Genomic DNA, 20,529 nt, shown 5'->3' on the forward strand with positions numbered 1-20,529 from the left:
CTAACTGAGTGTTATTTACTTGCAAAAGGCCAGCTATTGACGCGTAAATTCGCCTTGTTTTCATTGAAAATCTCTGGCTAGAGAAAATAAATTTAAATATCACCATGATTCAATATGTTAGTAAATCTCTTAACCAGAGTTCAGGTTAAATAGTGAGGCGAGGCTTTAGCAAGTACTTCAAGCTTTTGTATTTGTTGTTTTAGTTTATGTATATCTTCATGTTCTTCGTTGCAATGGTTAATAACATAATGTGCGGTTTTTATTATATTACGCCAGCGTGGTTTTTTAGGCAGTGTTTTAATCGCCAAATAGCGCTCTAATGTACGCACCCGCAGCCGACCATCATCAATGTTTACTTTCCACATTTTACTTTCTTCAGCTAGCTCAATTCTTGTTTTTGAGCTTGTTTGTTCCCAAATACTCAGCGATAGCGTCATAACTTCTACAATTAATTGGCGAGTGTCTTGCTCTGTGTCGGTGGTTTCTTCGGAAGCGGCACTTTTCACTGTAGTTAGAGGTTTGCTTGTTTGTGCTAAATATTTATAGCTGAGCAACACTCCTGCTATAAAGGCGCTAAATATCGCTAATATATTATAAAGAGTGAAATAATTATGTTGTGGCTTATTTGGGAGAATATCGGCTTGCTTCAAGCGTAGCTGGTATAGATTGGCCGTATCAGCTCGATTTTGGCGTAACATTGTATTGTAATCTTCAAGCGTACTTAGTGCATCACGGTATTGTTTTGATTGCTGTTGTGATTGAGCGAGTGCGATGTAAAATAACTCTGTTAGTTGGCTGTTTTGATTGTGGTTTTTAGCTAACCCTTGTTTTAATAACACTTGTGCTTCAGTGTCATTACCTTCTAGTTGTTTTAGTTTTGCCTCTATTAATAGCGCCCGTTGGTCGACTTTGTCATTTTGAATAAGACTACGGGTACGTTTTTGTGTTGCTAGCCATTTATGTGCCTCATTAAGTTTATTTTGAGCTAAAGCGATTTCAGCGAGTAGTAAGTAGGCGCGTGAAGCTTGAGTATGCGCACCACTATTATTTAACTGCGTAAGCGTTGTGTTTATAAGGTTTATAGCTTTATCAAACTGTAATTTTTTAAAAAACACTTCAGCTAAGCTTATCAGCGTATGGTTTGCCTTTGTTTGATTGCCAAGTTGTGTATGTAGTAAATGTGCTTGTCGAAATGACACGATAGCATCATCTAATTGATTAATATCTCGCGATATATTACCTAAATTATTTAAAGTAACGGCTTGGCGTTTTAAGTCGTTTAATTGCTTAGCAATGTCGTAACTGTTTAAAAATAAAGTTAAAGCGGTGTCTAAATCCCCAAGCGCTTGATATACATTAGCAAGATCATTCGATGTTTGACCTTCATAACTTAAGTTTTTTAACTGCGTAGCAAGCTTTTGTGTTTTATGAAAATAAGTAAGAGATTGAATATAACCTCTTTGCCTGTATGCATTAATACCGAGTTGTCGCGTTACATGATATTGCTGTGAAATACTTAAACTTTGGCTAAGTAGTTGCTCAAGCTCTGAGTTTGCTAAGGCTAAATCACCAGCTTGTCTATACAGTACAGCTAATTCTAATTTAGCCTCAAATGATGCAGTTGAGTGTGGCTTGAGTTTACTGATTTTTTGTTTGCAGGTTAAAATATCACTCGTTATATCAACCGATTTATTTTGCTCACAAACACTTGCCGATACCGGATAAGAAAAAAGTAAAAATATAATAAAAACAATATTTAGAAACATCACTAAGTACGAGTTGCATTTTTGTTAAACTAAAAATAACACAGTATTAACTTTTCGTCATAAAGATTGTATGACTATTAAATGTTACGTATTTTTTGTGCTGGATTTCCTGCAACCACGGTATTAGCGGTTACGTCTTTGGTGACCACCGAGCCGGCACCAATCACGCTATTATCGCCAATGGTAATACCTGCTAAAACAATAGCTCCCGCGCCAATCCATACGTTATTACCTATAGTTATTGGTGCTGCAAAGTTTTCTTTATTTAAACGCTGAGCAGGGCTTAATGCGTGGGACACAGTTAAAATTTGAACATTAGGGCCAATTAAGCAGTCACTGCCAATCGTTATTGCACCTTCATTAATTGGTGCATCTAATACAGTGCAATTAATGTTTATAAAAGTACGATCACCAATAGTAATTTGATTGCCGTAATCGCAGTGAAAACCAGCTTCAATTATAACGCCTTCACCACATTCTAAAAATAACTCTCTAATACGTTTTAAGTTGCCTTTGCTCGGACTTTTATTAAATAGGCGGCAGGTGTCGCCAGTTTGTTTGCGCAGCGCTAAATATTCTTTGTTTAAACTAGTAAATACTTGCATGTGGTTTCTTTTAAAATAAAGCTTATGGCATTCTACCTTTATTATTATTTGATTAAAGCTGCTTTAATTTCATTCATTCACTTGTCATTTAACTTATTTCGTTTAAAATCCAATAACTTTCGAAACGAAACTTAATTTATGACTAAACGAAACACACAACAACGTCGTCACAATATCTTGGTTCAGGTTAATGAGCTAGGTGAAGTCGTGGTTGAAAAGTTAGCACAGCAGTTTCAAACCTCCGAAGTAACCATTCGAAAAGATTTAACCGCGCTTGAAAAAAGTGGCTTATTGCTGCGCCGTTATGGCGGTGCTATTGCTCTGCCTAAAGAGATTGTTAGCGATGAAATAGACTCAAAGCGCAAAGTGGCTATAGCAAAAGCTGCAGCAACACTTATAAAAGATCATAACCGAATTATTATAGATAGCGGACGTACTACAGCCGCAATGATCCCTGAGCTTGCAAATAAGCGTGGGCTCGTTGTTATGACAAATGCTATTAAAGTGGCTAGTCGTTTGTTAGCACTCGAAAACGAACCAACACTTTTGATGACCGGTGGAACATGGGACCCGCATTCTGAGTCGTTTCAGGGGCAAGTTGCCGAAAATGTATTATGCTCTTACGACTTCGATCAGCTATTTATTGGTGCTGATGGCATAGATGTAAAACGTGGCACAACCACTTTTAATGAGCTGGTGGGTTTGAGCCAAGTTATGGCAAAAGCGGCACGTGAAGTAATCGTAATGGTTGAATCTGACAAGATTGGCCGAAAAATACCAAATTTAGAATTACCGTGGAAAATAGTAACCACATTAATAACCGACAACGGCTTAGCTGACGATAAACGCAAAGCAATTGAGGCGTGTGGTGTAAAACTAATTTGCGCAGAAATCATACAATAGCTACTCAGTAGCAAGTAATTAAAAATTAATGGAGACACTATGTGTGGAATAGTTGGGGCAGTTGCAGAACGTCCAGTAAATAAAATTTTAGTTGAAGGCCTTAAACGCCTTGAATACCGTGGTTACGATTCAGCAGGCGTAGCCTTGCTTGATGGCAACACACTTAATACGGTAAAAGCAGTGGGTAAAGTAGTTAACGTAGAAGCAGCTCTAGAAAAAGCAGGTGTTAGCGGTCATACAGGTATTGCACACACTCGCTGGGCAACACATGGTAGCGTAACTGAAGCTAATGCTCACCCACATGTTTCAAATAGCCAGCTTGCACTTGTCCACAATGGTATTATTGAAAACCATGCAAGCTTACGTGCTGCGCTTAAAGGTGACGGCTATGAATTTTTATCAGACACTGATACCGAAGTTATGGTGCATTTAATTCATCAATTACGCCAACAACACACTACATTGTTAGCCTCTGTTCAAGCTGCGGTAAAACAGTTTGAAGGCGCTTTTGGTACCGTTGTATTTGATAAAGACAACGACAACGAAATTATTGTAGCGCGCTCAGGTAGCCCACTTGTTATTGGTTTAGGCCTTGGTGAAAACTTTATTGCCTCTGACCAACTTGCATTATTACCTGTTACTCGCAGCTTCATCTTTTTAGAAGAAGGCGACGTAGCGCGTATTACCCGCGACACAGTCGAAATTTTTGATGCAAACGGTAACGCCGTTGAGCGTGAAGTGATTGAATCAAACATTACGCAAGATGCATCAGGCAAAGGCGATTACCGCCACTACATGCTAAAAGAAATTTACGAGCAGCCACTTGCTGTACGTAACACGCTTGAAGGGCGTTTAAACGACGATCGCGTAGCGATTGATGCCTTTGGCGAAAGCGCTCAGCAAATATTTAAAGACGTAAAACATGTGCAAATTATTGCCTGTGGTACGTCTTATCATTCAGGTATGGTTGCACGTTACTGGCTTGAGCAGTTTGCGGGTGTTAGCTGTAATGTAGAAATAGCTTCTGAATTTAGATACCGCCAGTCGTTTGTACATGAAAATAGCTTACTAGTTACTATTTCTCAATCGGGTGAAACAGCCGATACGCTAGCTGCATTACGCTTAGCTAAAGAGCAAGGTTACATGGCCTCAATGACCATTTGTAACGTACCTGGTTCATCGCTTGTACGCGAATCAGACCTTGCCTTTATGACCAAAGCGGGCGCTGAAATTGGTGTAGCATCTACTAAAGCATTTACTACGCAATTAGTTGGTTTGTTAATGCTTACTGCGTCTATAGCGCAAGAGAAAGGCCTTGATCAAAGCGCAATTGTAAATGCAATTAAAGTACTTCCCGCTAAGTTAGAAGAAACATTATTACTTGCTGATGGCATTGCAGACCTAGCAGAAGAGTTTGCCGACAAGCACCATTCATTATTTTTAGGTCGTGGCTCGCAATACCCAATTGCAATGGAAGGTGCGCTTAAGCTAAAAGAAATTTCGTACATTCATGCGGAAGCTTACGCCGCTGGCGAGCTAAAACATGGGCCACTTGCACTTATTGATGCCGACATGCCTATTATTGTTGTAGCACCAAACAATGAGCTATTAGAAAAGCTTAAATCAAACGTAGAAGAAGTACGCGCACGTGGCGGCATTATTTACGTATTCGCAGATAAAGACTCAGCCTTTGCATCAGATGACACAATGCGTGTAATCAACGTAAACCACACTGACGACATTATTGCGCCAATTGTTTATACCTTGCCATTACAGTTACTGTCGTACTACGTAGCAGTAATTAAAGGCACTGACGTAGACCAACCTCGTAACTTAGCTAAATCGGTTACTGTTGAATAACAAAGAGTTAGTATTATAAAGTACTATAGAAGCCGGCATTATTGTCGGCTTCTGGGTTTTCAGTATGCCTTGCGATAGCAGAAAGAGCGGTTAATATTATTTGAGCTAAAAACTTATTGATATTTGGAGTAAATATGACCAAGGAAGTTATCAATGTTGATGGAATTGAGCGTGAGCTCAGTGATAAGGAGAAAGGACTTCTAAAAATTAACGGGATAAATAAGGCTGATGTTTTCTTTTATAAAAATACTCTGGGATCAGTCGAAATCACAACCACTATTGATGAACTTTTAATATGTGAAAGTGAAATTGGTGGTGTAGGGATAGAGGGTGCAAATATTAAGTGCCTTCGTATTGAACAAAATTCGAAGATTCAGAGGTTGATTCTGAAGAATTCGATAATAGAAAACCTTGAGATCGCGGATTCTTCAGTTGAGTTAATTGAAATTCACAATAATAACTCTTGCCCAATAAATATCTTTAAAATCAGTAACAGTAAGTGTGGAAACTTTAAATCTATATGTACATCAATTAGTCTTATTCAGCTAATAAATAGCCACTTTTCAAAATTTTGGCACAAAAGTAGCTCTAGAAGCTGCGACTTGGAAATAGAACAGGGCTTAATTGTTGATTCAGATTTCAAATTTGAGAGCATACTTAATAGTAATATCTCATTAAAAGATAGTATTGACGGCCGACTCGATATTAGTTTTGACTCTGCGACCAACTTGGAGTTAAGCAACCTTTTCTTAACCAATGAAATATCACTAACAGCTAAACAAGGAGTGAGGCAGTTTTCTGTCAGTGGTTTTAGCTGTGGAAGTGGGAAACTTTCTTTTCATGATTTTCGCTCTTTGGCAGGGAAGAGTCAAACATCTGTGCTGTTCCAATCTATTTCTTTTGGGGATTCAGATTTCAAAGATTGTGACTTTTGCTCATTTGAAGACTTTGAAATTGATAAAGTCCAATTTCAAAGTGCTAGCTCGACAGGCACTAGATGGCCCTTGGACCCAGTCTGTAGATCTGGAAATAGTTTATTGCAAAGCTACTGTTTCAAAGTTTACAAAATGCTGGTAGATGATGGTGATCTAGAGCAAGGTCTTCAATTTAGGAGGCGATATCTCAATACTAAGATTTCTTTACTTAAAAGTGAAGAGAGTGAATCTAAACTAGTTACTTGGGCTGATAGAATATCTTTACAACTCGGAGAATTTACATCCGAACATGGTACAAATTGGTTAAGGTCATTGGTAATTCTTTTATGTTTCAATCTTGTGCTAACACCGATACTTATAAACTTTTTAAACTCTGATAAATTTATTGAGAGCGCTGTATTTTATTGCTCGCACATTAAAGAGAGTTTAAATTATTACTGGTTCAACGTAGTACCTATTGATGGGAAGGTCTTCTCGATGCGTGATGCGTTTTTATCGATGAACCCCACGCATAGACTAAGCTCACTTAGTTTTGAAGGAGATACATGGTTTGTTCTCTACAATACGATAAGCCGAGCAATTAACGGATACTTATATTTTCAGATAATTAAGTCATTTAGAAAGTATATAATGTGATCCGATAGTGTGTATTACCTCTCTTTTTTTATTCAACGAACATTATTACGTTGCTTACTAAGGTTTTATCAATAATTAGGTCGGTTGCAATTTAAAGTTTATGTCAATTTTGTTTAACTTATTTATATCTGTATATAGACAACAGCTTATGTTTTTCGTTTGATGATTTTTGTCGTGTTTTTTCTTTTTTCAGTGCCGTATTATTTTTAAACAGTGGTGGGTTTAAGTTATACTAAAACAAATCATTACGTAGGAGAATTAGCCATGACTGCAACTGACCGTATTTATCAAAAAATAAAGCGTTCTCGCCGCTATGTGTTTGAACGTAAAGATTTCGACAATTATGCAAGCTACGATCAGGTTGGTCGTGTGTTAAAGCAATTAGTCGATAAAGGCATACTGATGAAAATTGGCTATGGTTTATATACTAAAGCAACAATTAATAGTCTCACTAATAAGCCGATGCCAACAAACCCTGGCGGCACTGACGCAATAATGCGTGAAATTTTAAAGCTGCGCGGTGTAGACTTTGAGATGGATGCGATGTCATTGAGGAGTATTAACGGTGAATCTACCCAAATACCTGCGTCTATTAAATACAACTGGGACTCTAAGCAATTCAACCGAAACCTTAAAGTTGGCAATAGAGTATTGAGTTATCGCAGATGAGTATACCCAAACTGAAAAAACAGTTTCTTGAGGTCTCTGATGAATTGGATTTAAGTAATCCATCGATTCCAGAAAAAGATTACTGGGTAGTGTCTCTTCTTGCTATGTTGGAGTATGTAAAAAGTGAAAGCCATCAACTGATTTTTTCTGGCGGAACTGCATTGGCTAAATCCAATATTAAAATCCTGCGAATGTCTGAAGACGTCGACATAAAATTGATTCCTACTTATGAGTTTATCGAAAAGGGCAAGGGAGCAAAGAAACAAGCTCGCAAAGCGCTAATTGAACATATCATAATGAAGTTGGCTGACCATCCTTATCTTAATTACGCTGATAAAACGGTGAATGATGAATATCGCTATGTCGAAATAGAAATAAAATACCCACAGCAATATTACCAAGCACCGTGTCTACGCCCGTATATAAAATTAGAGTTTATTGAGACTATTGAACTGCATGGCACTGAGCTTCGCGCTATTTCATCGCTGGTAGCGCAGAGCTATAAACAACCTGCCGAAGTTAAGGCTATGTTGTGTGTATCGATTGATTCTACGCTGGTTGAAAAAGTACTTTCTATGTTGCGCCGTACTATGTCTGTTAAGCGTAATCCACATCGTAAGGATGATGACACACTGGTCCGTCACATCTATGATGTTCATTGTATTTTTATTGGTCATAAGGTTGATATGGACGTGTTACGCCCGATGTTTGATTCTGTTTTGGAGGAAGATAGACTTCGATTTGGCAATCAACATCAGGAGTTTGTTGACGATCCCCGTAATGAGCTAAAGCTGGGGTTGGAGGAGCTTCAAAATAATGAGAAGTTTCGTGAGCGTTTTAATGCGTTTGTTGCGCCAATGGTATACAGCCAAAATCCTCATGACTTTGATACTTGCATTGCCTCATTTAAAGTAATTTCAGAGCAGCTTATTGGATAACATTTAATTCATTCATTTAAGTACTTTGAATAAAAGGATTATTCTAAACACATTAATTAAGTGCGGGATAAACTCGCGTCTACAAACACACGAATCTGCTCGCAACTTATAGCTCGAATCGCGCAGCTGTTACCTAAAAGACATTTAAATCACTAACCCCTACTTAATAAGCGCTAAATACGCTAAAATTGAGGCTACTTTTTTAGCAATAAGCCCGTAATAAATATGACCTCAGCCACAAGCCCTCGCACTTTTTCCGAACTTGGCCTTATTCCAGAGCTATTAGCTCGTTTAACCGATTTGGAATATACCCAGCCTACACCTATTCAAGCTAAGGCTATACCTAGTGTGCTTGCGGGCAGTGATCTAATTGCTGGGGCAAATACGGGCTCGGGTAAAACAGCAACGTTTGCGTTGCCTATGTTGCAAAAGGCTTTCCTAGAGCAAGGCGGTAAAAATGCTGCGAGCAAAGGTAACTTTGTAACAGGGCTTATTTTAGTGCCGACTCGTGAGCTTGCTACGCAAGTGGCCGATAGTGTTAAGTCGTATTCTGCAAACTTTAATGGTGCGATTAAAACGGTGGCGGTGTTTGGTGGTGTGTCGGTTAATACCCAAATGCAGGCGCTACGCGGCGGCGCCGATATTATTGTGGCAACACCAGGTCGTTTACTTGATTTAATCTCAAGCAATGCGATTAAGCTCGATAATGTAACTACGCTTGTGCTTGATGAAGCCGACCGTATGCTAAGCCTTGGCTTTACCGAAGAGCTGGCTAATTTGTTGGCTCTTATGCCTGCTAAAAAACAAACTATGTTGTTTTCAGCTACTTTCCCTGAGCAAGTAACCCAATTAACGCAAGAGCTATTAAACGACCCAGTTGAAATACAAGTACAAAACAAAGAAGAGAGCACACTTGTACAACGCGTGTTTACGGTAAATAAAGGCGAAAAAACCACTGTTTTAGCGCATTTAATTAAAACCCATAAATGGCGCCAAGCGCTGATTTTTGTAAACGCCAAAAAAGATTGTGAGCACTTAGCCAGCAAACTTGAAAAACGCGGTGTTAATGCGCAAGTATTCCACGGCGATAAAGGCCAAAGTGAGCGAACTCGCGTAATAGAAAAATTTAAAGCGGGTGAGATTGAAGTGCTTATTGCAACCGATATTGCCGCCCGTGGTTTGGATATTGAAAAGCTACCAGTGGTGATTAACTTTAACTTACCGCGCAGCCCTGCTGATTACATGCACCGTATTGGCCGAAGTGGCCGTGCCGGTGAAGTAGGTTTAGCGTTATCACTAATTGATTACGAAGACTTGCATCACTTTAGAATCATCGAGAAGAAAAACAAGCTACGTTTAGAGCGCGAAGAGGTTACAGGCTTTGCCGTAAACCAAGCCAACCTTGATGCTGCCGAGGCGCTTAAAAATGAAAAGCCAATGGCAAAGCCTGAAGGCACAGGTAAGAAAAAGAACAAAAATAAAACCGATGATATAGATGATGTATGGAGCGGCTGGCGTCGTAAATAGTTTAGTCGTTTAAAACATGATAAAGACCCGTAACTAGTTACCTAATTACGGGTTTTTTATTTTGTGGCTTTAGCCCAAAACTCTAACTGGTCAATACACTATAAACCTAGTGTTCGTGAGCGTGCTCTTCTTCTTGTGCTATACCTAACCAAGTGATAGCAGCAGGTGGGAAGGTTAGTTCTAGTTCACCTTCCACTTCTAGGTCTTCTAAGTGCACTTGTACAACGTGCTGAGCAATAGGGTCGGCTACATAAGCGAAATGACCGTTTTGTGCTACTGTCATACTAAACTTCATACCCTCAGGCATGGTTGTTACGTCTTGTTCAGTGATATCAACTTGACCTGCTAGTTCCCAGTGCGTGTGACCGTCGTGCGCATGTGCTTCAAGTACGTTTAAAAAGCCTAAACTGTCTAGTATTAAAAAGTGCTCGCCATTGGCTGAAAACGAATATGATACCGCACTTGCGCCATCGGCTAGTTGCCATTCTAGCGCTTCCATTTCAGCGTCGCTTGGGTTGATACTTAACAGTACAGCAGCGCCGCCGCCATGACCCGAAGCTATACCAATAAAGGTATCGCTTTTTTCGTGGCCGTATAATCGACCAATTCGTAGATCGCCTACCGCAGCAATATTAGCTACTTTTTCTGCTTCGTAGTCATCACCTTGCTGGTGGGCAAGTAATACACCGTCACTACAACCAAATGCGATGGTGTCGTGGTTTTGTGCTGCACCGTGTAAATCAGGGCAAGTAAGTTCAAGTGTTTGCTCTAGTTCGTATTCGCCATCGTGAAGGTGGTAAACACCGACTTGATCAGGCAGAATCTTAGCGTTTGATGTACTCTGTGCATCATCGCGACGAATTGTTGATAATACGTGCTCGCCGCGTGGCTGCGCTACACCGTGCATATTTATATTGTAGCTAATGCTTGGTAATGCCGCTGTTGCGTTTGTAATATCGTTGTCGGTTAGCACCGCTACTGAGGCGGTTGTGCCTGAGTCTGTATCACCATCATAAAATATAGCTAATTTACCATCGTGATTAACGAGGTGGGTAGGGCGGCTGCCGCTGGTTAGTTCATAACTGCTAAGTACAGGGCTTTGTTCATAGTCATGTAGGTGCGCACCGTGATCTTCACGCCATAAGCCACCATCAATAAAGCCAAGGTAATCTTGGCTGCGACTTGCAATAAGTGCATAACGAAAATCAGGAGACACTGACAGCGTATTTGAATCATGTGTTAGGGTGAATGTTTCAAGCAGTTTATTGTCGTCTAAGTCAAAAAAGCTGGCTGCGTTGCTATCAGCGGCAAGTACAGCGAGTCTTCCTAATGAGTCGATTGTATAGCCGTCGCCGTGGTCGCCACCATCACCGTGATCATGGCCGTCATCAGGCACTGCAATGGGATCTTTTTCAACAATGTTGGTTTCTGCATCGCCGCAGGCTGTAATTAATGTACTGCTAATTGCAAGTGCAATAAGTTTTAGTTTGAATAGTTTGGTCATGTTGTTTTCCTTTAATTTATAATTTTTATGGCTTAGAAATAGCCACGAATGCCTAATGCAAAGCTGCGGCCTGGGCGTGGCGCAATATTCTTTAAGAATGAGCTATGCACACGGGCTTCTGTGTTCGTTAAATTTGTGCCTCGCAGGTACAAAGAAAGGTCTTGATTGAGTACCGATAAATCATAAGAAATACTGGCATTGACCAAGGTGTAACCATCGGTAGCGGTTTCTTCAGGAGCGGTACGGTCTTGCTCTTGGTAGCGAGTGGCATGAATGTGAGCACTGAGTTTTTCGGTTTGGTAGCTAAACTCTGTACCGAAGCGCAGTGGTGGCGTACGCGGTAGATTGCCACCTGAGTCAAGGCGAGCGCGCACGTAATCTGAAAATAGCTCAAGCTTGAACTCGTCGGTTAACTGCCATGCAACTTGCGCTTCAAAACCGTGTAAAGTTACATCGTCCGTCTTAAATAAATAAACAGGTAATTCAGATGAATGATCATGCTCGTCACCGTGATCATGGTCATCCTCGTGGTCGTGGCCACTTTCAGCGTATAAGCCTGTTTCAACTTGATAATAATAGTTGTCTACTTGGTTATAGAAGGCATTAAAAATGAAGCCTATATCGCCTTGGGTTTTACGAAAGGTTAGGTCAATATTATTGGCGGTTTCTAAATTAATGGTGTGATCAGATAAGCCTAAATGGCCGTCTTCATGAATATCAAACAATGCGCCGACTTCATAGGTTGCAGTACCAATATGAGGGCCGAACGACAATAACTCAGAGGCTGATGGCGCACGCTCTGAACGCGACAATGACAAGCCTAAATTATAGCTAGGAGCAAAGTCCCAGACTACGCCAGCAGATAAACTAACAGGAGTAAATTCATGCTTTGCGTCAAATACGCGAGTTGCGTTGCTGTGTTCATCATGGCCGTGATCATGGTCGTCATGTCCACCTACGTCATCGTGCGCGTGGGCATCAATGCTTGGTAGTAACACGTTATTTGCATCGATAGTTACGCGTTCGGCGCGGCCACCTAATTGCATTAAAAAATCACCAAAGTGTCTTTCTTCCATTAGTGCAATGGCATAGCTTTGTGTTTGTGAAGGAGGCGTAAACGCTTCTGAGCCTTGTGCTTCAACATCACTTTGTTTGTAATGAAAGCTAATGCCGCCATTCCACTCATTAAATTGACTATGCAAAATGTCTACGCGTAATTCGTTGGTTTCATTTTTAAATGTGGTACCAACTGAGCCATGTTCAATTTCTGCGTGCTCGTAATCTGTAAAGCCTGCACGTAGGTTGATCTTATTAAGCCATTTACTATCTAGGTTGTACTCACCTAATAATTGCACTTTTGTTTGCTCTAAATCGGCAAATACGCTTTCTTCTTCATCACTGTGTTCGTCTTCACCACCGTGAGAGTGACCCGGAATGCCGTATTGACGATTAAATTGCTCGATGGCTAAACCAATAAAGCCTTGATCGAATAAATAGCTGGCGCCAACAGTAAAGCCGTCAGACTCTTCGTTGCTGTTTTTTACAACATAATCACTATGGTGCTTTGCATGGTCATGATCGTCATGTGCTAATTCAGCAGCGACGGGTATTTCATAGTCATTCGCTTCTCGCCAAAATGCATCAGCATAAAAAGCAAACGAATCAGTGCCTGTGGTCGCATTAAAAGAGGCAACGGTTTGGTCATCAACCGAGTTGTGCTCTACATTCCATTCACCACGAGTTGTACTGTCGGTTGGTACGCGATTATCTACCACATTGACTACCCCGCCAATTGCACCACTGCCGTAAAATAACGTTGCAGGGCCGCGTAATACCTCTATTTGTTGTGCGGTAGAAGCCTCCGATGCTACCGAGTGATCGGGACCAACGCGCGAAACATCACTTACATCAAGGCCATTTTGAGCGATCAGTACGCGAGGTCCACTTAAGCCACGAATAATTGGAGTACTGGCGACTTTGGCGTGAAAATTAGTATTAACCCCAGGCAGTCTTTCCAAGCTATCACCTAGTGTTGCGGCTTGTTCGCGTCTTAATTTTTCACCAGATAAAACACTCACCGGAGAGGCTGATTCCATTGCTGACATATGAATTGGGGTTGCTTCAATGTCAATAACTTCAATTGGTGAGCGCTCTAAATTAAAAGCAACCGATTGGCTATCACTGGTATTGAGCGTGATATCGCGATGAAGATGAGCATAACCTGGGGCAACAACGTGAAGTTCTTTTAAACCGCCTTTTAAACCCGTTATTACAAACTTGCCGTTTACATCCGCTATAACTTTTATGTCTGATCCTTCAACTTCTATGGTTGCGTTACTAACAGCTTTACCTTGTTTGTTTAGCACAACGCCTTCAATGGATTTTGCAAGCACACTTGCGGGTAATAAAGCCGCTATCAAAACAGCTAATTGAGATTTTCGTTTCATTCTTACTTCTTGTGATATGTTATAATGTATCAATTGTGCTTTAAATGTTATAATGTAGCAAGTGTAATTAACGGTTGTGGTTTAAAGGCTTATTTAAAAGTGAAATTTTTTGCAGGTATTTATTAATGGAGGAAAAAATGAAATCTAGTCAAAGTGTAATGGATCGCCTAGCGATAGGGCTTTCGTTAATATGCACCGTGCATTGTTTTGCAACACCCGTTATTTTGGTGCTTTTACCAAGTTTGGCAGCACTGCAGTTAGATAATGAGCAATTTCATATATGGATATTAATGGCGGTGTTGCCCACAAGTTTACTTGCGTTAAGTCTAGGCTGTAAAAAACATAAACAGTTTAGTTATATGGTTTTTGGGATTGTGGGTTTATGTTTAATGTTACTTGCTATTTTTATAGAGCATGAAGGTGCAGAAAAGGCGCTAACTCTAACTGGCTCAACGTTTATAGCCATAGCGCATTGGTTTAACTACCGCCAGTGTCTTAAAAAAGAAGATGGGGATTGCCCGTGCTCTGGTGATACATCGGAGCAGGTTACATAAAAAAGACACCTTCGCGTCTTTTTTATGCATTTTATACCTTGCCTTAGGTGTGTTATTAGGTTTTTATATACGGCTCAAAACCGAACGTCTAATAACTTTTTTGTTGGGCGTAAAATGCCGCATATGGATCATGTGTATTTAGTTAACTGGCTAAATGTTGCGTATTCATACTCAAACAAGCTACGTAGGATACGTAATGTCAGAAAAGCCACCTTTCCCGTCAGTACCTCAATCGATAAGTAAGCGCCGCCGTAATATATCAATACTGCTATTAATAGGCGCTAGCTCATTACTTATACGTACGCTAATGTCTTATAACTTTGATAGAACCGCATTATTATATGTTGGCATACCATTTTTTGTCTCAATCGCTTTACTGTACATAATTAAAAAGCCTGAACAACCCACCTTAAACCGATATTACGGAAATTTAGTTTTGTGGTCGCTTATTGTGATGCTTGGCACGTCTGTTGTTTTATTTGAGGGCTTTGTTTGTGTAATTATGTTTATGCCAATCTACTTTGGCATATTATTGCTTATGTATTTATTTCAGCTACTAACCTGTTATTTACGAAGTAAAAAAAAGGGCACACATTATGCCCATATATTACCGGTTGTTATTTTTTTAAGTGCATTTGAAGGAGTCGTGCCAAGTGCCAGTTTTGAACGAGAGTATTCGATAACTAAAGAGTTGGTTATAAATGCGACCCCTGAAGAAATCCAACAAAAACTTATCAAACCTATGCAGTTAGATATTGAGCGTAATTGGCTGTTAAGTTTATTCCCTATGCCAAGCAATATAGAAGCAGGTACTTTATCCGCTGGTGATGTGCATCATATTGATTTTACTTATCATCGTTGGTTTGTAACAAACACACACAAAGGGCATATGAAACTAGAGTTAACCCAAGTCGAAAACGATTATATTCGCACTACATTTTTAGAAGACACGAGCTACATAGGTAACTATTTAAAACTAAAAGGAACCGAAATCCGCTTTATTAAAACTAAAAATGGAAATACTAAAGTAGCGCTGACTATTTATTATCATCGATTTTTAGATCCCGCTTGGTATTTTGGTCCAATTCAAGAATACGCTATTGGGCAAACGGCAGATATGCTTTTGAATGAGCTATTTGTTCCAGAAACAGCTTAGGATGGCTATGTACACAAATGAGAGGGTCTTAACAAATAAACAAAGCTGCGCCAAAGCTGGGCATGTTGTTTTATCCCCAGTAAAAGTGTTGTGGGTAGGTGGGATGATATTAATTGCCATTATAGGTGGCTGGTATACGTTTTCACTTACAGTTTTATTTGTTTTTATTATAACGACTAGTGTTATTTTATGCTTTGGGCACTCTCTTGGGATGCATCGTAGACTGATACATAAAAGCTACCAATGCCCCGCGTGGCTTGAATACCTTTTTGTTCATTTAGGTGTAATAGTTGGTTTAGCTGGGCCTGTAGGCATGATTAAAACCCATGATATGCGCGATTGGGCACAGCGACAGCAGTATTGCCACGACTACTTTGGGCATCAGCAGCCTATGTGGAAAGATTTTTTCTGGCAAATTTTTTGCGATATTAAGCTTACTTACCCACCGACTTTTAATATTGAAACATGTGTTACACAAAACAATGCTTATAGATGTATGGAGAAGACATGGATGCTGCAACAGCTACCTTTGGCACTGTTGCTATTTTGGTTGGGAGGCATGCCTTGGGTTGTATGGGGAATATGCGTGAGAGTCAGTATTTCTATTATAGGTCACTGGTTGATTGGGTATTTTGCACATAACCATGGACAAAGAAATTGGCATGTAAATCATGCGCATATACAAGGTTATAACGTCCCCTTTGCAGCGCTGCTAACAATGGGAGAAAGTTATCATAATAACCACCATGCATTTCCTGGTTCGGCTAACTTTGCTTTAGAAAAAGGCCAGCTAGATATTGGCTGGCTAGTACTTAAAAAAATGGAGACACTAGGCTTGGTTTGGGATTTAGTATTGCCAAAGCACCTCCCCAAGCGCGATGAATTACAAAGGATAAATCTTTAGTATGAAAATGAATTTACTACCAAAGTGGTTGTTATTTTTTTGCGCAGTTATTTGCTTTAAATTAAGTGCCAATACGCCATACGAAATCCCCAGAAGTAATGTTTTAGAGCTTACTGAGCCTTCAACTAAGCGTGTTTATTCTATTTATATTCAGCTTCCAACATCATATACAAAAAAGCCTGATAAAACGTATCCGGTTATTTATGTAACCGATGCGCCGTATACGTTTCCTATAGTGGCAGGAGCAACACGGTTCCCTATGAACAGCGGCAAAATGCAGCAGGCTATTATTGTGGCTATTGGTTATGAAAAAGGCTCTGTTGGCTCCAATAGCCGAATTAGAGATTACACGCCTACCTTTGCAAAAGATTGGAAAAAGCAAACGGGTAATGCCAAAGGGCATGCTGAGTTTTTACAAAGTACAGTGTTTCCCTTTATCGAAAAAAACTATCGGGCCAGTAACTTACAAAGAACCTACATAGGTAACTCGCTAGGCGGCTTATTTGGTGCAACTATTTTACTTTTAACGCCTGATTTATTTAGTAATTATATTATTGGCAGCCCATCGGTTTGGTTTGATAATAATGCACTATTAGCGTTAAAAGCGCATAAGCCAAAATTGCCTATAAAGGTGTATATATCTGTTGGTGCAAAGGAAACACCAGCCTTTGGTGAGGGGCAAAATATGGTTGAAGGCGCAGCGCAGCTGGTGCAAAAAATTAATGCGCTTAAAAGTGACAATATAGAATTAAAAAGTGTTGATATTGAAGGGGCTAGTCATGCAACCGCATTTCCAACAACAGCAATCCAAGGCTTAGATTGGGTGCTAGGTAAAGCGAAAAATAATACAATTAAATGATTCTTAACAAGCACAAAAAAAGCGACTACCCAATATGGTGTCGCGTTTTTAGTGAATAGTATTAGCTTACTTATAAAAGGCTTCAACAGTGCCTTTTCTGGTAAGTAAAAGCGGCTGTCCGCGACGATCAAGGCCTTTTGGAGATGCAAATTTTATCCAACCTTCGCTGATGCAGTATTCTTCAACATCAAAACGTTCTTTGCCGTTGAACGTGATACCAATATCGTGTTCAAAAACGTCTTCCACATGATGTGGGCTGCGTGGATTAATAGAAAGGCGATCTGGTAAAGCAGGTTTTGCGGTAGTGTCGTTCATGGTCATATTCTATATTGAATGAAGTATGCGCTATTGTAGGCAATACAGTTGTTATGCTCAAGTGCGACATAAATAAATATTAGCTAACCTGAATTCTGGATAATAAATCCATCTCAAGCAGCTATTTTCAGCACTAACTGTGTTGAATTTACTTATAATAGGCCTGCTATCAACGCGCAATATTAATTAGACTCAACAACCAGTAGTTTAAACAAGTAGCCTACAGAATAAAATTTACGATTAATGAAACGTTAAATTAGACAACAAAAAACTCATTTTACGCTCGCGTAAATCAATACTTTTTAACGTAACACTTACACGATCTCCAAGGGCAAAGCATTTTGTATCGTTGCGCCATTGTTGCTTTTCGGCGTTAAATACACATCCACCCTCATTAAAACTGCTCGCAGGTACTAATCCTTCAACGCTGTTTGTGTCTAGCTCAACAAATAAGCCCGTGCTTGATACACCACTAATGGTTGCAGTAAATGTATCGCCAATATACTGATTCATGTAGCTGCACTTTAGGGCGCTTTCTACTTCTCTGCTGATTTCATTGGCTTTGCGTGATTGGGTTGAACAATGCATGCTTAATGTTTCTATACTTTGCAGATCATAAGGGTATGCTTTTTTACAAAGCGTACTTTTAGCCGATGTTTTATTAGCAAACACATTTAGATAGCTCATTACTCGCTGTAAACTATTTTGTTGCTTAGCTTTAATTTGAGCGCGAATAGCGCGATGAGTAACTAAATCTGCATAGCGACGAATGGGTGACGTAAAGTGCGTGTAAGCATCGTACGCTAAACCAAAATGACCAAGATTATTAGCGCAATACTCAGCTTGAGACTGCGAGCGAAGTAATAAGGTTCGTATTATACTGGCGTCGCTTCGTGAGCTAATTGTGTTTAGCAATTTATTATAATGTGCTGAGGTTGGCTTATCACCGCCCCCTAGCTTTAAGCCTTTTTCTGCAAGTAGTGTTCGGAGTAAAAAAAGCTTTTTTTGTTGCGGCCCTGCATGCACTCTAAATAACCCAGGTATTTGATGTTTATCTAAAAACTGTGCAGTACATACATTGGCGCACAGCATAAATTCTTCAATCATTTTGTGTGCATCATTACGCTCTACAGGTTCGATACTGGTTATTTTTTGGTTTTTGTTCAGGTTTAGCTTGAGTTCTTGAGTATCAAAATCAATTGCACCACGGTGTTTGCGTGCTTCATTTAAATCTACATAGAGCGCATGTAGGTTTTTAATTAGTGGTGGCACACTGGCATCTGATTCAGCTATTTTTTTATTTAAGTTGGTATTTGGCTCAGTAATTATTGTGTGCGCTTGATTGTAGGTCAGTCTTGCGTGAGAGTGAATTAGCCCCTCAGTAAAGTTAGCTTGGCTGACGTGTCCATTTGAGTTAATGGTCATGTCGCACACTAATACAAGGCGATCTTCATGTGGATTTAACGAACAAAGTCCATTTGATAAGGCTTCTGGTAGCATAGGAATAACTTGGCCAGGACAATAAATAGATGTGGCTCGTTGTTGAGCTTCTAGGTCTAAAACATCATCCGGTTTCACATAATGAGAAACATCGGCAATCGCAACAAGTAATCGCCAGTCACCTTGCTCTGTTCTTTCACAATAAACGGCATCGTCAAAGTCTTTAGCATCTTCGCCATCAATCGTAACAAAGGGAAATAAGCGATAATCTACACGCGCTAGCTTATCCTGCTCTGTTACTTTATTGCCAAACGAACTAGCCTGCGTGAGTAGCGCCGGCTCCCAGTTATCAGACACACCATGGCGACGCAGTGCAAGTTTGGTTTCCATGCCAGCAGAGTGGGGCAAGCCCAGCACTTCTGTAATTTGCACTTGAGTAGCTTGACGAAAAGTAGGGTACTGAGTGATTTTAGTATTCACATACTGGCCAACACTTGAATTAGTTAGCGAGCATTGTTCAACCTGTACTTTTTGCGGGCACTTAGTGTTATCGGCGACTAATACATAGTCTTTGCCTTGGCGTTTTAATATACCAGCTAAATAGGTAGTTTTGCGTTCAATAATTTTTATTAGTTTATTGTTCGAACGCTTAGTGTTAGTTGCGTCAAGTAATACTTGTACAACGTCGCCTTCAAACACATGTGTTAATTGGGTTTTAGGGATAAACAAATCTTTTTCGGTGGTACTAAATTTAACAAAACCAAAGCCATCTTTGTGCAGGGTAATTACACCGCTTATTAGCAATGATGGATCAATAATTTGGTAACCTTTGCGCTGGCTAAACATAAGTTGGCCATCGCGCTCCATAGCGCGTAAACGCCTTCTAAGCGCTTCTTTTTGCTCTGCATTACTTAGTTTTAAGGCATGCGCAATTTGTTCGCGGTTAAGGTTTTTTTTCATTTTGCCAAATAGACTTAAAATAAATTCACGACCTGGGATCGGGTTGTCATAAATTGGCGATGATAATGGTGCGGTTGGGTATAAATTCATAAAACTCTCTTATGTCAATCTACATAAACCTTTGAATAATTTAACGGACTAAATTACACGCTAACGCCGTTAAATAGCTCCAATACTTATGTAGATTAGTATTAAATTAGCCCGTCGCTTTTACTGTGTATCTTCAAACTAGGAATATAAAAAACGTAATATTGATAAAGATAAGGTGGAATAAAGCATGAGGCGAGACTGACTCAAACAGTGAGTCGATATAATAAATTAAGCTGTATTAGTACATGCTTAATTGGGGATCTTTAATAAAACCATCACTTAATGTGCATGGTAAAAATGAGCTCACTAATTAATTAGCAAAAGTGAGCTTTTAAAACAGATTACTTAGCGGTGTTTAAATGCTAACAATGTTCTCGGCTTGTGGGCCTTTTTGACCTTGAGTAACAGTAAACTGCACACGTTGGCCTTCAGCAAGAGTTTTAAAACCGTCGCCAGAGATT

General features: G+C 39.8%; 17 protein-coding genes. 10 read left to right on the forward strand and 7 right to left on the reverse strand.

Annotation, left to right across the window (positions count from 1 at the left end; translation table 11 throughout):
- Window positions 1-140: 140 nt before the first annotated feature.
- Both CWB66_RS09610 and CWB66_RS09615 read right to left on the reverse strand, forming a co-directional pair.
- Complete coding sequence (locus CWB66_RS09610) at window positions 141-1,766, reverse strand: tetratricopeptide repeat protein (protein WP_138585208.1); 1,626 nt, start codon at window positions 1,764-1,766, stop codon at window positions 141-143.
- 77 nt (window positions 1,767-1,843) lie between these two features.
- The gene (locus CWB66_RS09615; protein WP_138585209.1) at window positions 1,844-2,371 is read right to left on the reverse strand and encodes a sugar O-acetyltransferase; all 528 of its coding nucleotides are present in this window, start codon (window positions 2,369-2,371) and stop codon (window positions 1,844-1,846) included.
- A 138-nt stretch (window positions 2,372-2,509) separates the two neighbouring features.
- On the opposite strand from CWB66_RS09615, the gene CWB66_RS09620 reads away from it, so the two are divergent.
- The 6 genes from CWB66_RS09620 (at window position 2,510) to CWB66_RS09645 (ending at window position 9,839) form a co-directional block, all read left to right on the forward strand.
- Entirely contained in the window at window positions 2,510-3,274 is a 765-nt protein-coding gene (locus CWB66_RS09620) for a DeoR/GlpR family DNA-binding transcription regulator (RefSeq protein ID WP_138585210.1), read from the forward strand.
- Between the two features lie 39 nt (window positions 3,275-3,313).
- Entirely contained in the window at window positions 3,314-5,134 is a 1,821-nt protein-coding gene (glmS, locus tag CWB66_RS09625) for a glutamine--fructose-6-phosphate transaminase (isomerizing) (RefSeq protein ID WP_138585211.1), read from the forward strand.
- Between the two features lie 134 nt (window positions 5,135-5,268).
- A complete protein-coding gene (locus CWB66_RS09630) occupies window positions 5,269-6,705 on the forward strand; it encodes a hypothetical protein (protein ID WP_138585212.1) in 1,437 nt (478 codons plus the stop codon).
- Between the two features lie 264 nt (window positions 6,706-6,969).
- Window positions 6,970-7,374, forward strand: coding sequence for a DUF6088 family protein (locus CWB66_RS09635; protein ID WP_138585213.1), 405 nt, complete (start codon window positions 6,970-6,972; stop codon window positions 7,372-7,374).
- A gap of 89 nt (window positions 7,375-7,463) precedes the next feature.
- The gene (locus CWB66_RS09640) at window positions 7,464-8,312 is read left to right on the forward strand and encodes a nucleotidyl transferase AbiEii/AbiGii toxin family protein (RefSeq protein ID WP_252371734.1); all 849 of its coding nucleotides are present in this window, start codon (window positions 7,464-7,466) and stop codon (window positions 8,310-8,312) included.
- A 225-nt stretch (window positions 8,313-8,537) separates the two neighbouring features.
- Entirely contained in the window at window positions 8,538-9,839 is a 1,302-nt protein-coding gene (locus CWB66_RS09645; protein WP_138585215.1) for a DEAD/DEAH box helicase, read from the forward strand.
- A gap of 106 nt (window positions 9,840-9,945) precedes the next feature.
- On the opposite strand, the gene CWB66_RS09650 is transcribed toward CWB66_RS09645, so the two are convergent.
- Both CWB66_RS09650 and CWB66_RS09655 read right to left on the reverse strand, forming a co-directional pair.
- Complete coding sequence (locus CWB66_RS09650; RefSeq protein ID WP_138585216.1) at window positions 9,946-11,343, reverse strand: 5-methyltetrahydrofolate--homocysteine methyltransferase; 1,398 nt, start codon at window positions 11,341-11,343, stop codon at window positions 9,946-9,948.
- Between the two features lie 32 nt (window positions 11,344-11,375).
- Complete coding sequence (locus CWB66_RS09655; RefSeq protein ID WP_138585217.1) at window positions 11,376-13,790, reverse strand: TonB-dependent receptor; 2,415 nt, start codon at window positions 13,788-13,790, stop codon at window positions 11,376-11,378.
- A gap of 137 nt (window positions 13,791-13,927) precedes the next feature.
- Between CWB66_RS09655 and CWB66_RS09660 the strand changes: the two genes are divergently transcribed.
- The 4 genes from CWB66_RS09660 to CWB66_RS09675 all read left to right on the forward strand — a co-directional run bounded on the left by CWB66_RS09660 (window position 13,928) and on the right by CWB66_RS09675 (window position 17,263).
- Window positions 13,928-14,344 (forward strand): MerC domain-containing protein, encoded by a 417-nt coding sequence (locus tag CWB66_RS09660; RefSeq protein WP_138585218.1) that lies wholly within the window; start codon window positions 13,928-13,930, stop codon window positions 14,342-14,344.
- Between the two features lie 196 nt (window positions 14,345-14,540).
- Window positions 14,541-15,500, forward strand: a complete 960-nt coding sequence (locus CWB66_RS09665; protein WP_252371735.1) for a hypothetical protein — start codon at window positions 14,541-14,543, stop codon at window positions 15,498-15,500.
- Window positions 15,501-15,507: 7 nt separating this feature from the next.
- Window positions 15,508-16,404: an acyl-CoA desaturase gene (locus CWB66_RS09670; RefSeq protein ID WP_138585219.1), complete on the forward strand. Its 897-nt coding sequence runs from the start codon at window positions 15,508-15,510 to the stop codon at window positions 16,402-16,404.
- Between the two features lie 7 nt (window positions 16,405-16,411).
- Window positions 16,412-17,263, forward strand: coding sequence for an alpha/beta hydrolase (locus tag CWB66_RS09675; protein ID WP_138585222.1), 852 nt, complete (start codon window positions 16,412-16,414; stop codon window positions 17,261-17,263).
- A 66-nt stretch (window positions 17,264-17,329) separates the two neighbouring features.
- On the opposite strand, the gene CWB66_RS09680 is transcribed toward CWB66_RS09675, so the two are convergent.
- The 3 genes from CWB66_RS09680 to CWB66_RS09690 all read right to left on the reverse strand — a co-directional run.
- The gene (locus CWB66_RS09680; RefSeq protein WP_007377376.1) at window positions 17,330-17,578 is read right to left on the reverse strand and encodes a DUF3297 family protein; all 249 of its coding nucleotides are present in this window, start codon (window positions 17,576-17,578) and stop codon (window positions 17,330-17,332) included.
- A 240-nt stretch (window positions 17,579-17,818) separates the two neighbouring features.
- A complete protein-coding gene (gene rnr, locus CWB66_RS09685; protein ID WP_138585220.1) occupies window positions 17,819-20,068 on the reverse strand; it encodes a ribonuclease R in 2,250 nt (749 codons plus the stop codon).
- Window positions 20,069-20,423: 355 nt separating this feature from the next.
- Window positions 20,424-20,529, reverse strand: a 106-nt coding sequence (locus CWB66_RS09690; protein ID WP_166421736.1) for a cold-shock protein, incomplete at its 5' end; no start/stop codon positions are given.

This window comes from Pseudoalteromonas sp. S558, from assembly GCF_005886635.1.
In the GTDB taxonomy this organism is placed as follows: Bacteria; Pseudomonadota; Gammaproteobacteria; order Enterobacterales; family Alteromonadaceae; genus Pseudoalteromonas; species Pseudoalteromonas aliena.